The 14,195-nt window shown below is 51.3% G+C and carries 12 protein-coding genes; 9 read left to right on the top strand and 3 right to left on the bottom strand.

The genetic code is table 11. From position 1 onward, the window contains the following. Window positions 1-6: 6 nt before the first annotated feature. Together QQL62_RS03110 and QQL62_RS03105 are read right to left on the bottom strand one after the other, a co-directional pair. Window positions 7-489 carry a phosphatidylglycerophosphatase A family protein gene (locus tag QQL62_RS03110; protein ID WP_284376078.1) on the bottom strand — a complete coding sequence of 161 codons (483 nt, stop codon included), beginning with the start codon at window positions 487-489 and terminating at the stop codon, window positions 7-9. Further along, window positions 486-1,631, bottom strand: a complete 1,146-nt coding sequence (locus tag QQL62_RS03105; RefSeq protein WP_284376077.1) for a bifunctional 2-C-methyl-D-erythritol 4-phosphate cytidylyltransferase/2-C-methyl-D-erythritol 2,4-cyclodiphosphate synthase — start codon at window positions 1,629-1,631, stop codon at window positions 486-488. Before QQL62_RS03105 ends, QQL62_RS03110 begins: the two co-directional genes overlap by 4 nt. A gap of 124 nt (window positions 1,632-1,755) precedes the next feature. On the opposite strand from QQL62_RS03105, the gene dusB reads away from it, so the two are divergent. The 9 genes from dusB (at window position 1,756) to hflX (ending at window position 13,516) form a co-directional block, all read left to right on the top strand. Continuing rightward, complete coding sequence (dusB, locus tag QQL62_RS03100; RefSeq protein ID WP_284376076.1) at window positions 1,756-2,724, top strand: tRNA dihydrouridine synthase DusB; 969 nt, start codon at window positions 1,756-1,758, stop codon at window positions 2,722-2,724. Continuing rightward, window positions 2,721-3,791, top strand: coding sequence for a two-component system sensor histidine kinase NtrB (locus QQL62_RS03095; protein ID WP_284376075.1), 1,071 nt, complete (start codon window positions 2,721-2,723; stop codon window positions 3,789-3,791). The genes dusB and QQL62_RS03095 overlap by 4 nt, the downstream gene beginning before the upstream one ends. A 9-nt stretch (window positions 3,792-3,800) precedes the next feature. After that, window positions 3,801-5,198 (top strand): sigma 54-interacting transcriptional regulator, encoded by a 1,398-nt coding sequence (locus tag QQL62_RS03090; protein ID WP_284376074.1) that lies wholly within the window; start codon window positions 3,801-3,803, stop codon window positions 5,196-5,198. Between the two features lie 110 nt (window positions 5,199-5,308). Continuing rightward, on the top strand, window positions 5,309-7,498 hold the full coding sequence (locus QQL62_RS03085) for a sensor histidine kinase NtrY-like (protein ID WP_431355748.1): 2,190 nt from the start codon (window positions 5,309-5,311) through the stop codon (window positions 7,496-7,498). An 11-nt stretch (window positions 7,499-7,509) separates the two neighbouring features. Beyond that, complete coding sequence (gene ntrX / locus QQL62_RS03080; protein WP_284376072.1) at window positions 7,510-8,916, top strand: nitrogen assimilation response regulator NtrX; 1,407 nt, start codon at window positions 7,510-7,512, stop codon at window positions 8,914-8,916. Window positions 8,917-8,993: 77 nt separating this feature from the next. Beyond that, a complete protein-coding gene (trkA, locus tag QQL62_RS03075) occupies window positions 8,994-10,370 on the top strand; it encodes a Trk system potassium transporter TrkA (protein WP_284376071.1) in 1,377 nt (458 codons plus the stop codon). Between the two features lie 75 nt (window positions 10,371-10,445). Beyond that, a complete protein-coding gene (locus QQL62_RS03070; RefSeq protein WP_284376070.1) occupies window positions 10,446-11,882 on the top strand; it encodes a TrkH family potassium uptake protein in 1,437 nt (478 codons plus the stop codon). 132 nt (window positions 11,883-12,014) lie between these two features. Continuing rightward, the gene (gene hfq / locus QQL62_RS03065; RefSeq protein ID WP_284376069.1) at window positions 12,015-12,263 is read left to right on the top strand and encodes an RNA chaperone Hfq; all 249 of its coding nucleotides are present in this window, start codon (window positions 12,015-12,017) and stop codon (window positions 12,261-12,263) included. Continuing rightward, entirely contained in the window at window positions 12,263-13,516 is a 1,254-nt protein-coding gene (hflX, locus tag QQL62_RS03060; protein ID WP_284377181.1) for a GTPase HflX, read from the top strand. The genes hfq and hflX overlap by 1 nt, the downstream gene beginning before the upstream one ends. On the opposite strand, the gene QQL62_RS03055 is transcribed toward hflX, so the two are convergent. Continuing rightward, the gene (locus QQL62_RS03055) at window positions 13,513-14,142 is read right to left on the bottom strand and encodes a class I SAM-dependent methyltransferase (RefSeq protein ID WP_284376068.1); all 630 of its coding nucleotides are present in this window, start codon (window positions 14,140-14,142) and stop codon (window positions 13,513-13,515) included. The genes hflX and QQL62_RS03055 overlap by 4 nt on opposite strands. Window positions 14,143-14,195 lie beyond the last annotated feature (53 nt).

Raw genomic sequence — 14,195 nt, 5'->3', positions numbered from 1 at the left:
GGCCAGTCAAGAACCTAGGATGCCGACCAGAACCAATCCCGCACCCCACAGGCACAGGGCCGCCATAATGCCCGCAATCACATCATCCAACATCACCCCAAGGGCAGTATCCATTCGATCGGCCCAGCTAACGGGAAAGGGTTTGGTAATGTCAAACAGACGAAACAGCCCGAAACCCAGTGCAAAGCTGAACCAAAGTGACATTCCTAGGTGCACACCCGCAAATACGGGGATTAGGGCCAGCCATTGCCCGACAACCTCGTCTATTACGATCTCGCTGGGGTCATGATCCGCCTTGCCCTTGGTTTCCTCATAGGTGGCCCACCATCCTAATAAGAAGATCAGCGCGCTCGCCAAGAGCAAACACCAGACCCCAAACCCAAACCACAGCATTGCCCACGCAAAGGGCAGGGCGGCAAGCGAACCCCACGTGCCCGGGGCGGGACGAATGAGGCCTGCATAAAACCATGTTGCTATTAGTTTTGTCATATCTTCACCAATGTTGTTGTGGCCTGTGCGGCGATCCCTTCGCCTCGGCCTGTAAATCCTAGTTTCTCACTGGTGGTGGCCTTCACGCTTATGCGTTCAAGATCGACCCCTGTGATTTTTGCAAGGTTCTCGCGCATAGCAGTGGCATGGGGGCCGATTTTGGGCATCTCGCAGATGATCGTGCAATCCATATTTGAAATGTGGAATCCGCGCGCATGCACGCGCTCTATGGCTTTGCGTAGGAAAATATCAGAAGAGGCGCCCTTCCACTGTGGGTCAGCTGGGGGGAACCATTGGCCAATATCCCCCTCGGCCAAGGCACCAAATAGCGCATCCGTCAGCGCATGCATGGCCACATCCGCATCTGAATGCCCGATCATTGCCTGTGAATGGGGGATTGAGATGCCATTTAGGATCACGTGATCTCCCTCCCCAAGGGCATGCACATCATACCCAATTCCGGTTCTAATATCCATTCGGTCTCCGATAAATGCTGCTGCGCGGCTAAAATCTTCTGGATGGGTGATTTTGATATTCCGCTCTGCCCCTAAAATAGGCACTGCGCTGTGGCCTGCGCGCTGAATGATCGCCACATCATCATCTGCTGCGCTGTTGTTTTGGTGATAGGCGCTGCGTAGATCTGCGGTTCTGAAGGCCTGTGGCGTTTGGGCGCGCCACAGATTGTCGCGCGTGATCGCAGCATCAGCTGCCTGGTCTTTGACGCGCCAAAGCGCATCCGTTACCGGCAGGGCCAGAAATGCCGCGCGGTGATGATTTTGGGCTGTGATCAGGCGCTCTAGCGCGTCAAGGGGCAGTAATGGGCGTGCGCCGTCGTGAATTAAAACCACCTCTGTATCCACATGTGAGAGGCCAAGGCGCACGGTTTCAGAGCGCGTTGCCCCCCCGTCAATAGGTGCACCAAGGCGTGTATCTGTAATGTTTTCCGTTGCTTTGTCGTATAAATCACGATCCAGCGGGTTGATCACGCATTTCACCTTGCTGATTTCTGGATGCGCCAAAAGGCAATTAATGCTGCGTGAAATGATGCTCTGCCCTGCAAGGTGGCGGTATTGTTTTGGGGTCGCTCCACCGGCCCGGGTTCCGCGGCCAGCTGCAACAATCAAGGCAGTTATCTGTGTCATGGGGCGGTTATACGGTGTTCGGTAGGCAGAGCAACGCGGAAATATTAATTTTTGCCACCTCGATTTAGAAAATGCGCTTGCATCGATGGGCTTGTCTGCCTACTAAATAGGCATGGTCGAATTAATGGTTGGAAATAGGGCAATATCGCCGCCCGTCTTGCTTTCACCGCTTGCGGGAATCACGGATTTGCCGTTTCGCAATCTGGTGTCATCCTTTGGCGCAGGGTTGGTTGTTTCAGAGATGGTGGCTAGCCAAGAGATGGTACAAGAGCGCCCCTCGTATCAAGCACGCGCAGAGCTGGGATTTGATGCGGAGAATACTGTTGTTCAGATCGCCGGGCGCGAGGCCTATTGGATGTCCGAGGCGGCCAAGGTCTGTGCCGGCAATGGCGCAAAAATCATCGATATCAACATGGGATGCCCAGCCAAAAGTGTAACCAGCGGTGCCTCTGGCAGTGCTTTGATGAAAACACCTGATCTCGCGCTAGAGTTGATAGAGGCGGTGGTGAATGCGGTGGATGTGCCCGTGACCTTGAAAACCCGTCTTGGGTGGGATGATGCGGCGTTGAATGCGCCAGATATCGCAAAGTCGGCAGAGAGCGCTGGTGTACAGATGGTGACCATACATGGGCGCACACGCTGTCAATTTTACAAAGGGTCGGCTGATTGGCGGGCTATTCGCGCCGTAAAAGAGGCGGTGAATATTCCCGTAATTGCGAATGGAGATATCGTTGATGCCGCCAGCGCACGACGGGCCTTGGAGCAATCAGGCGCCGATGGAGTAATGGTGGGACGCGGAGCACAAGGGCGTCCATGGTTGCTGGCGCAAATTGCTGCTGACCTATACGGTACAGAGATGCCAAAGGTTCCAACTGGAAATGAATTTATTCAAATGATAACAGGCCATTACATTGCATTGTTGGATTTCTACGGCGATCATCTGGGCAATCGTGTGGCGCGTAAACACCTTGGTTGGTATATGGATGTTTTAAACACTGATGCGGGGCGGCGTCGGGCGCTACAAACCGAAAAATCATCTGCCACTGTTTTGAAGATGATCGCGGACCTTCCCACCGAAGAACAGGTTGCATGATGGTTGATATCAATTTCGAAGCGGTCTGGGGTACGCTGCCATTCCCTGTTTTCATCATCGCCGAAGACGCAACTGTGCTGCGCGGAAATTCTGCTGCTGAACAGATTATCCAGACCTCAGAAAAGCAAATGATGGGTCAAGAGCTGGGCAAGTATTACGGCAAGAACTCGGTGGTTCTGGAAACCATCAATCAGGCGCAAAAACACCGCAGCAGCATCACCCGATATGGGGTAGAGCTCAGCACCGCAGAGCGCGCGACCCTGACCTGTGATTTGATGGTGAATTTCCTTGATTTCGACCAGAATATTATCCTGCTGATAATCCAACCAACGGGCGTTGCCCAGAAAATGAGCCGCTCGATCACCCATCGCACCGCCGCGCGTTCGGTTACGGCAATGGCCTCGATGCTGGCCCATGAAATTCGAAATCCGTTGGCGGGTATTTCTGGTGCGGCTCAGCTATTGGCCATGAATGCGGATGCCGAGGATGAAAAACTGGCCGATATGATTGCTCAAGAAAGTAAACGCATTGGGACATTGGTCGATCGCTTCGAGCATTTTTCCGACAGCCGCCCAGCGCGACGCTTGGCCTTTAATATTCACGATATTCTTGATCGCGCCATCCGATCTGCTCAGGCCGGCTACGGAGAAAATGTTAAATTTACAAAAGAGTACGACCCATCGTTACCAGACGCATCTGGAGATGCTGATCAATTGTTACAGGTTTTTCAGAACTTGATAAAAAACGCCTGCGAGGCGGTGGATAAATCGCGCGGAAGCATTCGCATTAAATCATCCTACAAATCAGGCGTGAAATTCTCGGTCACCGGCGACAAGGTGGAAACACTGCCCTTACAGGTAGAAATTTCCGATAACGGGCGTGGCATTCCCGAAAACATGATCGCCGAAGTATTTGAACCCTTCGTTTCCAGTAAAGCAAACGGATCAGGTCTCGGCCTGTCTTTGGTGTCTAAAATTGTCACCAGCCACGGCGGGTTAGTCGAAGTGAACAGCAATTCTCACGGCACCAGCTTCGTTATTCGCCTGCCGATTTCAAAGCGTAGTTAGAGGTATACCATGGACGGAACAATATTGGTCGCAGATGACGACCGCACCATCAGAACGGTTCTAACACAAGCGCTAACGCGCGCGGGGTGTAAGGTACGATCAACCGGTAGCGTAAATACTCTGTGGCGCTGGATAGAAGAGGGCGAAGGAGATGTGGTTGTCTCAGATGTGAACTTCCCTGATGGAGATGGGTTGGAATTGCTGCCTGCCATCAAACGCAAGCGCAGCGAATTGCCTGTGGTGATTATTTCAGCACAAAATACAGTGATGACTGCAATTCGCGCATCAGAACTAGGCGCCTATGATTACCTGCCTAAACCATTTGATCTAAAGGATTTATTATCCAAAGTCAGCAAGGCCTTATCCCTACAGGGCGGCGTATCCGCTGCCAAGTCATCCGATGCGGATGGGCGCAGTGATCTGCCCTTGATCGGCTCCGCACCCTTGATGCAAGAGGTCTATCGTCTGTTGGCCCGCGTGTTAAATACCGATCTGAGCGTTATGATCACTGGCGAAAGCGGCACAGGGAAAAACCTGCTGGCCAACACTTTGCATCAATTGGGCCATCGTTCTGCCAATGATTTTGTAACCATCAATGCATCGACAGCCAGTGTTGATAAAATCGAAGGCCTGCTGTTAGGTGGATATGAAAATCGTGGATATGAGCCGGTGAAAGCCGGCTCCACCATTTATCTGGATGAGATCGCAGAGATGAGCGCGGATGCACAGCTGCATTTACTGGATCTACTGCGTTCTGATGGTATTCAATCGAAAAACCTGCGGTTTATCTCTTCAACCCGTCAAACCCTTGATAGTCTCGTGAACGAAGGTGTGTTTCGCGAAGACCTGTTTTATCGATTGAATGTTGTGCCCATTGCATTGCCCCCTCTGCGCGATCGGCTTGGGGATATTACGGAGCTCTCGCAACATTTTCTACAGATGGCCGCCTCAAATGGTCAGCCCCTGAAAACCCTCTCAAGCAAGGCGATTGAATTGATGCGCGCGGTTCCATGGAATGGAAATGTGCGCGAGTTGGAAAACTTTATCAATCGATTGGTGGTACTGTCCCCAGACGAAGATATCTCCGAAAGCTATGTGGCACAGAACCTGAAACAAATCCCACAGGTGCGATCAGAGGTCGGGGTGGCGGCAAATGGAAAGCTGTCCAGCGCTGTCGAAAGCCATATCAAGCGTTATTTCGATTTGCATGGCGAGGTTTTGCCACCACCTGGTTTGTACAATCGCATCCTACGAGAAGTGGAGTTGCCGCTGATTGCATTATCGCTATCGGCAACGCGTGGAAATCAGATAAAAACCGCGGAACTCCTTGGAATTAATCGCAATACTTTGCGCAAAAAGATCAAGGAACTGGATATTCAGGTGACACGCAGTAAGAAGATGATGTAAACTTGTCACAATACTGAGGCAGAAACAGAACAGTCATCAATGTGAAACAGGTTCCGATACTGGAATTTACCAATAAACTAAGCCGTTGGCGCCGCTCGCGCCGCGTACAGATGTCTGTTGCGTGGTTGTTGATCGCGCTTGGCCCTTTGCTGGTTATGGCCACGGTTTATGTGGCCTCTGGCGGCTTTGGTGGCCGCTCTGGCGGAATCTTGCGCGGAATCTTGCTTATTGATATCGTGTATTTGCTGACCGTGGTTTCCCTTGTCGGGTGGTCTGTGATGCGGATAATGGCGGCGCGACGTGCAAAATCCGCTGGGTCGCGGTTACATATGCGCCTAAGTGGGGTTTTTGCCATTGTGGCGCTGATCCCCACGGTTTTGGTGGCTGTTTTCGCGGTTCTTACACTGAACCTTGGGGTAGAGGGGTGGTTTTCCGAAAATGTGCGTTCGGTTGTTGGTTCATCTTTGAATGCGGCAACGGCCTACAAAGAAGAACAGCGTGGCGATCTAGAAGAAGACCTAAGCTTCATCGCCTTTAATCTAGAACAGTACAAGCGCCAAAACACATTTGTAACCGATGGCGATATCCGTGCACAGCTGTCGCGCCTGCAATCCTCAGTTCAGCGTGGACTAAAAGAGGCCTACTTGATTGATGGTGCAGGTAAAATTCAATCGCGCGGAGAATTCAGTTATCTGTTTGATTTTGAACAGCCCAGCCCCCTTGATCTAGAACGCGCGACAAATGGCAAAATGGTGATCCTCGAGGATTGGGAAAATAATGAGTTTCGCGCTCTGATCCGACTGCGGGGATTTGCCGATCGCTATTTGTATATTTCTCGCAGTGTTGATGGGAATATCCTTAACCTTCTAGATGAAACCACCGCCACAGCCAAAACATACACCCAGATGGAAACTCAACGCGGTCAAATCCTGTCTTATTATGGGTTGTTATATCTGGGATTTGCCAGCTTTGTGATCCTGTCCGCTATTTGGCTGGGCATGTTGTTCGCAGAGCGCCTTTCGCGCCCCGTTGGTCAGCTGGCTGGTGCTGCACAGCGCGTTGGGGCAGGGGATTTCAATGTGCAGGTGTCTGATATTTCTGGCGATGACGAAATTGCCATGTTGGGGCGGGCCTTCAACCGGATGACCAAGCAGGTAAAACGCCAGCACACTGACCTGCGCGATGCCCATGCCTATACAGAGCGCCGCCGCCGCTTGTTTGATAGCGTGCTGACTGGGGTGACCGCGGGTGTTCTGGGTCTTTCAAGTGATGGGCGCATCACCATCGTTAATTCCGCGGCGATCAAGCTTTTGAATCTTGACGAGAGCTGCGAAGGCACTGAGCTGGCCTTGGCTGTTCCGGAATTCGCTCCTCTGCTGGCAAAGCTTGATACCGAAGATAGCGCCACTGCTCAGCAGGAAATCAGCCTGACGCGCGCAGGCAATGCTGAGGTGTTGCTGGTGCGGATATCAACGCGCCAGAACGAGCTGGGTGAAAATGAGGGCTATGTAATTACCTTTGACGATGTCACTGATCTAGTTTCTGCTCAGCGCATGGCCGCATGGGGCGATGTGGCGCGGCGTATCGCTCATGAAATCAAAAACCCTCTGACGCCAATTCAGCTGTCCGCTGAGCGACTACAACGTAAGTTTGGCCCGCTGGTGGGCGAGCAAAAACAGTCTTTGGTTCAATACTCCGATGTAATTATTCGTCAAACCAATGACTTGCGGCGCATTGTTGATGAGTTTTCAAAATTTGCCCGCATGCCCGAGCCGCAAAAATCGCCTGCTAATCTCAGCAAATTAATCAGCGACGCGGTCCTGTTACAACGCACTGCCGCGCCGAATGTTATCGTAAAGCTGGAAAACACCATGGGGGATATCAGCGCCGAGATAGATGAGACGATGATTTCGCAGGCGTTGAACAACTTGATGAAAAATGCCCTAGAGGCTATTGAGGCGAAGCGCGCAAGCAATCCCCCTAAATCCTATCGACCACAGCTACGAGTTATCGCCAGCGTGATTGGCGAGGGGGTCGAAATTTTGATCCAAGACAATGGTATTGGCCTACCGAGCGAGCGGCGATCACGCCTGTTCGAACCCTATGTGACCCATCGCAAGGATGGGACGGGGCTAGGGCTGTCCATTGTAAAGAAGATTATTGAAGAGCATGGTGGCACGCTTGACCTGAGCGATGCCCCCAAATTCACCAAGACCGGCACGCAGGGCGCTATGGCGCGCATCTATTTGCCAAAAATAATCCAAATGAAACCCGAAACAAGAGCCGCAGAAGTGGCCTAAAGGAGCAGAAAATGGGCGATATTTTAATTGTTGATGACGAGAAAGATATCCGAGAGTTGGTCTCTGATATCCTAGAAGACGAAGGGTATTCCACCAGACTAGCAGCGGATTCGGATCAAACCTTTGATGCGATCAATGCTGAGGCACCAAAGCTGATCATCTTGGATATCTGGCTGAAGGAAAGCAAATTGGACGGGATTGATATCCTGAAACATGTGCGCCAAAATAATCCAGATATTCCAATTGTGATCATTTCGGGCCATGGGAACATCGAAATAGCGGTGGCGGCGATCAAACAGGGCGCCTATGATTTTATCGAAAAACCCTTTAATATTGACCAGTTGATGGTGGTGATTTCGCGGGCTATGGAAACATCACGCCTGCGGCTAGAAAATGCGGCCCTGCGGGTTAAAGATGTGGCCTCTTCGGTGATGATTGGTAAATCCACCGCCTTTAAATCTCTAAAACAACAGCTGGATAAGGTCACCGTCGGCAACAGCCGCGTGATGCTTACGGGGCCTTCTGGTGCGGGTAAAGAAGTGGCGGCGCGCTATATTCATTCTAGCTCAGAGCGTGCATCGGGGGCTTTCGTCTGTGTGAACTCTGCCTCGATTTCTGCGGATAAAATGGAAGAGGTGCTATTCGGTGTCGAAAGCAAAGAACGCGGTATGGAAATGGGATTGCTAGAGCAAGCCCACGGCGGGGTCTTGTTCTTTGATGAGGTGGCGGATATGCCGCTGGGTACGCAATCAAAAATCCTGCGTGTATTGGTCGAACAGCAATTCACACGTGTGGGTGGCAAGGATAAGGTGCGCGTTGATATGCGCGTAATATCCAGCACAAACAGAGACTTGATGGTTGAAATTGATGCCGGAAATTTCCGCGAGGAACTGTTCCACCGCCTGAATGTCGTGCCAATCACCGTGCCCTCGCTAGAGGCGCGCCGCGATGACATTCCGTTAATTGCGGAGCATTTCATAGAAGAATTGAACAAGACACAAGGCTTGTCCAAGCGAAAGCTGGGAGATAAAGCGCTGGCCCATCTTCAGACCCGCGATTGGCCAGGCAATGTGCGCCAGCTGCGCAATGTGTTAGAGCGCTCGTTGATCCTCGGCAATGGCAGTGGTGATATTGATGCCACCGAATTGCAGATTAAGGATGCAAACGCTGAGAACGAAGCCTCGGCGATTGGCGGAAATCTTATCGGCCTCCCCCTGCGCGAGGCGCGCGAATTATTCGAACGCGACTATCTGGTCACTCAGATAAACCGCTTTGGTGGCAATATATCCAAGACCGCACATTTTGTGGGGATGGAACGCTCTGCTTTGCATCGAAAGCTGAAAACTCTGAATGTTGTGACCAGCAGTGCCTCTGGGGCGCGGGTTGCAAAACTGGAACAGACTGGCACGGATGGCTGATTAGGATTGACCCAAGTGGGGTGATTTGTCAGATATGAACGGATTGGCCGGTATACCCGGTCGCCAAGGAGACCAAAATGAAGGTCATCATATGTGGTGCTGGTCAGGTTGGCTGGCAGATTGCGCGTCACCTATCGTCAGAACGCAACGATGTAACGGTGGTGGATAACAATGCCGCATTGATCGCTCGCGCGATTGATACGCTGGATGTTAATGGTATCGCTGGAAATGCCTCATATCCTGATGTGCTAAAGAGGGCAGGCGCAGAAGATGCGGATATGATTATTGCTGCCACTTTTTCTGACGAGGTGAATATGGTCACCTGTCAGGTGGCGCATTCTGTGTTCAAGATCCCTCGTAAAATCGCCCGCCTGCGCGGCAGCGCCTATCTAGAGGTTATCTATTCTGATTTGTATCAACGCGATCACATGCCCATCGATGTGGTAATCTCGCCTGAACGCGAGGTTGCTATTCAGGCCTTGCGGCAATTGCGCTCGCCTGCGACGTTTGACAACGAACCGTTTCTGGATGGTAAGGCCGAATTAATTGGCCTTGTTCTGGGGGACGATTGTTCTGTACTTCACACGCCTTTGCGCCAGCTGTCTGAACTGTTTTCAACACTACGCGCAACGGTTGTGGCCCTGCGCCGAGATGGCATTTTGTTCGTTTTGGATCGCAATTCTACCCTAGAGGCCGGCGATCAAGTTTATATTTGTACTCATGCCGATGATAAGGCCCGCACTCTTGAGATATTTGGTAAAACCAGCAAAGAGCAAGAGCGCGTTATTGTGGTTGGCGGTGGCAATGTCGGCATGATGGTGGCTCAGGATCTGGAAAAAGGCAAAAAGCGCCTGCATGCCAAGATGATCGAGCAGGATCGCAATCGGGCAGAAGAGGTCGCCGATAAACTAGAGCGCACCATCGTTCTGCATGGTGATGGTCTGGATATGGAATTGCTGGAAGAGGCCAGTATCAATACCGCGGATGCGGTTTTGGCGGTTACAGACGATGATAAAACCAACCTGTTGGTGGCTGCGCGTGCAAAATCATTGGGGTGCCCAATGGTGGTGGCGCTGATTAATGACCCCACGCTATCAAATCTGATGGGCCCGCTCAGCATTGATTCCTCGGTTAACCCGCGTGCCACAACCGTGTCCTCGATCCTGCGCCATATTCGCCATGGGCGGGTGCGGGCCGTATATTCCCTTGGTGATGCCGAGGCCGAGGTGATCGAGGCGCAGATCATGTCGACCTCGCCAATTGCGGGTATGACATTACGCCAGATTGATTGGCCTGATGGTTCTGTTATCGGAGCTATTTTGAAAAACGGCCAGGTGCTTCGCCCGACAGGGGATACCAAGCTGAACGAGGGCGATATTGTTATTATCTTCACACTCGCCGATGATGTGCCCGAGGTCGAACGCCTGTTCCAAGTTAGCATCGATTTTTTCTAGGCGATGGTAAACCTGCGCAACCAACCGCTCTTTGTGCTGCTTATCGGCATATCTGCCCTGTTGATGTATGTACCTATGCTCTATGCAATCCGCATCAATGCATGGTTACCTGCGCGTACGTTTTTCTACCATGGGACATTTTTCCTGATCCTGACGCTTTTGATGGCAATCGGGTTTTCTTCGCGTAAATTGGGGCAAAAATCGGCCTCGCGCATCCTTGATCTTATCTTTGGGTTTTTGATCGTACCAGTGTTTTTGGCGATGCCTTTGGATTTTTTGGTGCCCCATATCAGCTACTTTGATGCATATTTTGAAATGCTATCAAGCCTGACGACCACAGGGGCCAGCCTGTTTGATGATCCACATAGTATTCCAGATGTATTGCATCTTTACCGGGCAACGATCAGCTGGATGGGGGGCTTTTTGATGCTGGTCGTGGCGCTGGGACTGTTTCAGCCGATAAACCTTGGCGGGTTTGAGGTTTATGCGCGCAATGACACGGGGCTAATTGTACAGCACAGGATTAAACGCGCAGATATTCGCGCCCGTATGCAGCGCTATTCTATCAGCATATTTCCACTGTATTTCGGGCTGACGATGGTGATGTCGGTTCTGTTGATTGTAAACGGTGATCGGCCATTGGTGGCGGTAATTCACGCGATGTCTACGTTCTCGACCAGCGGTATTTCAAATATTGGTGGGCTGACACAGGCCCATTCCGGTCTGATGGGTGAGGTGATAATCTTTGCGTTTCTGTTGTTCGCCGTCTCTCGGTTTATGTTTCAGCAAGATAAAGACGGACGCGGGTATCGATTGCTGAAATCAGATAAAGAGATCAATCTGATGCTGATTTGCGTCACGGTTATCCCGTTGTTGCTGTTTGCCCGCCATTGGTCGGCGGCCTATGATATTGATGCGGTGGATAATGCGCCTGCGGCGTTGTCCTCCCTGTGGGGCGGAGCTTTTATGGTGATGTCTTTCCTAACCACCACAGGTTTCGAGTCACATTTCTGGGACGAGGCGCGCGCGTGGTCTGGGCTGGGCACAACCGGGATTATATTGATGGGGTTGGCGGTGATGGGGGGCGGGATTGCGACGACTGCTGGTGGGGTTAAATTGCTGCGCATTTATGCATTGTACAAGCATGGCCTACGCGAGATGGAAAAGTTAAGCTTCCCCAGCTCGGTTGCCGGATCTGGGCAAAAGGCGCGCAATATCCGGCGAGAGGGTGCCTATGCAGCGTGGGTTTTCTTTATGCTGTTTCTGGTCAGTATCGCTGGCCTGATGCTGTTGTTTTCACTTATGGGTATTCGCTTCGAGGATAGCCTCTTATTATCGGTGGCAGGCCTGTCGACGACAGGGCCACTTTTGAATATTGCGGGGGATAACTCCCTGTCCTATGCTTTGCTCGACCCCAGCGCCAAGGCGGTGTTTTGTGTCGCGATGATCCTAGGGCGTCTGGAACCTTTGGCGATTATTGCCGTGTTAAACCCGAACTTCTGGCGAAAATGACACGGGTTTAGGTTTAATTGCGCCAAATAGGCCTTTTTTTACTGGTCAGCAGGAAATCCTTTCCCCATACTTAGAACAATTATAACAAAATCGCCCATCAGTGGACGAGACAACAACAAGAAAGCTGGGACAATGGCTGCCGACACCCGCAACTTGCAAGACGCATTTCTCAATCATGTGCGCAAAGCAAAAATTTCCGTAACGATCTTTTTGATCAACGGTGTGAAACTTCAGGGCAATATCACTTGGTTTGATAATTTCTGCGTACTGCTGCGCCGGGATGGTCAGTCACAATTGGTCTACAAACATGCAATTTCAACAATTATGCCTGCACAGCCTGTGGTGCTGTATGATGGTGAAGAGGCGCAAGCTAGCGAATGATGCGCGTTAGCGTTCTACACCCCGACATTGCAAATGAAAGTAAGATGCGAAGCCCCCAGCACAGTCTGGAAGAGGCCGTGTCCTTAGCCGGTGCATTGGATGTGGATATAGTCCACAGCGCGGTTGTCCCCGTGCGAAAGCCCCATGCCGGCGTTTTGTTCGGATCGGGTAAATTAGATGAGCTGGGCAGTATCTTTAAATCCGAGGACATCGGGCTGGTTATGGTGGATGGGCCATTGTCCCCAATCCAGCAACGCAACCTTGAGAAGGAATGGGGCATCAAGGTTCTTGATCGCACCGGCCTGATCCTAGAAATTTTTGGCGATCGCGCCCAAACCCGCGAAGGCGTTCTACAAGTTGATCTGGCGGCCCTAAATTACGCGCGCAGTCGACTTGTACGCTCTTGGACACACCTTGAACGTCAAAGAGGTGGTCTGGGATTTGTTGGTGGTGCTGGTGAAACTCAGATCGAGGCTGATCGCCGTGCCATTGATGACGCAATTGTACGCCTGAAAAAACAATTGGCCAAGGTGGCGAAAACCCGCGGGCTTCACCGCGCCGCACGCGCCAAGGTTCCTTATCCAATTGTGGCCCTTGTGGGCTATACCAATGCTGGTAAATCGACCCTGTTTAACCGTATTACCGGGGCGGATGTCTTTGCCAAGGATATGCTGTTTGCGACCCTAGATCCGACAATGCGCGAGGTCACATTAGATTCTGGTCAGAAAATTATCCTATCAGACACGGTGGGCTTTATTTCCGAATTGCCGACCCAATTAGTGGCGGCATTTCGTGCAACACTTGAAGAGGTTCTGGACGCGGATCTGATCTTGCATGTGCGCGATATATCGCATCCTGAAACGGTGGCGCAATCGGTGGATGTGAATAATATTCTGGACGAATTGAACATCACTGACGAAGCTAAGGAAGAGATGCTAGAGGTCTGGAACAAAGTTGATTTGCTATCAGAAAAAGACCTGGCCGCCGCACAAAACTCTGCTCAGCGTCACGATAAAATTTGTGCCGTATCGGCAGTTCAAGGCACGGGTGTTGCGCAACTGTTAGACCGTGTTGAGACCAGCCTTCAGAAGCCCTGGACAGAAGAGGTGCTGACGCTCTCTCACGCCGAGGGAAAACGCCGCGCATGGCTTTATAAACAGGGCATCGTTGAATCCGAAGAGATGAATGGGAATTTCATCGAATTAACAGTGCGTTGGACAGAGAAGCAAGAGGGTGAATTCGCCAAGGTCTAAGGTTTTCGCGCGACGATAAAATGGCTGGGGGGGGATTTGGGATAATCGCCGGTTTCGATAATTTCAAACCCCTGATCAATCACCATTTTCTCTAGCTCTGTTGTGGTTAAGAAGTCCACATAAGGGATTTTCCCGATCCAGCGCCCAAGGGTTAAAATCGGGCGCAAAAGCGCGAGGATTAAGCTTCCTTTTAAGCAGGGAGTTTTCGTTATCAACAGACCACCCGAGTTTAGCAATCCATGGGCAATTGCAAGATTGTGCTCGATATCGTGAAAGAGATGTAGGATGTTAAATCCCATCACGACGTCATAGCGTGGATGCACATTTGCAATATCGACCAGGGTCTCTACGCGAAAATCCAAGGTTTCGATCTCTGCTGTGCGCGCCTTTTCCTGAGCTATCTCAATCATATTGGTCGAAAAATCAGTGGCCGTTAGGTGCCCCAAATGGGGGGCCAGTTCGATGGCTGTGCTACCGGTTCCACAACCGAACTCATACCCTGCCATATCCGTGTTTAGATACTCTTTTGTCCGTTCTAGCGTATAGGCATAGGCCTCCATATCCTTTACGGGGCTTTTGCTATATCTGGCGGCGGCTTTGTTCCAAAATGTCGCATTTTTTTCCATCTGGGTCTCCTTTGGGATCACCCTAATAGTATACGTGAATTTGTGTAATTGCT

Source organism: Amylibacter marinus (assembly GCF_030160015.1).
In the GTDB taxonomy this organism is placed as follows: Bacteria; Pseudomonadota; Alphaproteobacteria; order Rhodobacterales; family Rhodobacteraceae; genus Amylibacter; species Amylibacter marinus.
Note: the sequence above shows the minus strand (reverse complement) of the source record. Positions and strands in the feature narration are given on the sequence as shown.

Bases quoted from the DNA above. Each gene is read 5' to 3' on its own strand.
- hflX (WP_284377181.1), top strand. From the start codon at position 12,263: ATGCGCGTTAGCGTTCTACACCCCGACATTGCAAATGAAAGTAAGATG.
- QQL62_RS03105 (WP_284376077.1), bottom strand. From the start codon at position 1,631: ATGACACAGATAACTGCCTTGATTGTTGCAGCTGGCCGCGGAACCCGG.
- QQL62_RS03090 (WP_284376074.1), top strand. From the start codon at position 3,801: ATGGACGGAACAATATTGGTCGCAGATGACGACCGCACCATCAGAACG.
- trkA (WP_284376071.1), top strand. From the start codon at position 8,994: ATGAAGGTCATCATATGTGGTGCTGGTCAGGTTGGCTGGCAGATTGCG.
- ntrX (WP_284376072.1), top strand. From the start codon at position 7,510: ATGGGCGATATTTTAATTGTTGATGACGAGAAAGATATCCGAGAGTTG.
- QQL62_RS03055 (WP_284376068.1), bottom strand. From the start codon at position 14,142: ATGGAAAAAAATGCGACATTTTGGAACAAAGCCGCCGCCAGATATAGC.
- QQL62_RS03070 (WP_284376070.1), top strand. From the start codon at position 10,446: ATGCTCTATGCAATCCGCATCAATGCATGGTTACCTGCGCGTACGTTT.
- hfq (WP_284376069.1), top strand. From the start codon at position 12,015: ATGGCTGCCGACACCCGCAACTTGCAAGACGCATTTCTCAATCATGTG.
- QQL62_RS03085 (WP_431355748.1), top strand. From the start codon at position 5,309: ATGTCTGTTGCGTGGTTGTTGATCGCGCTTGGCCCTTTGCTGGTTATG.
- dusB (WP_284376076.1), top strand. From the start codon at position 1,756: ATGGTTGGAAATAGGGCAATATCGCCGCCCGTCTTGCTTTCACCGCTT.
- QQL62_RS03110 (WP_284376078.1), bottom strand. From the start codon at position 489: ATGACAAAACTAATAGCAACATGGTTTTATGCAGGCCTCATTCGTCCC.
- QQL62_RS03095 (WP_284376075.1), top strand. From the start codon at position 2,721: ATGATGGTTGATATCAATTTCGAAGCGGTCTGGGGTACGCTGCCATTC.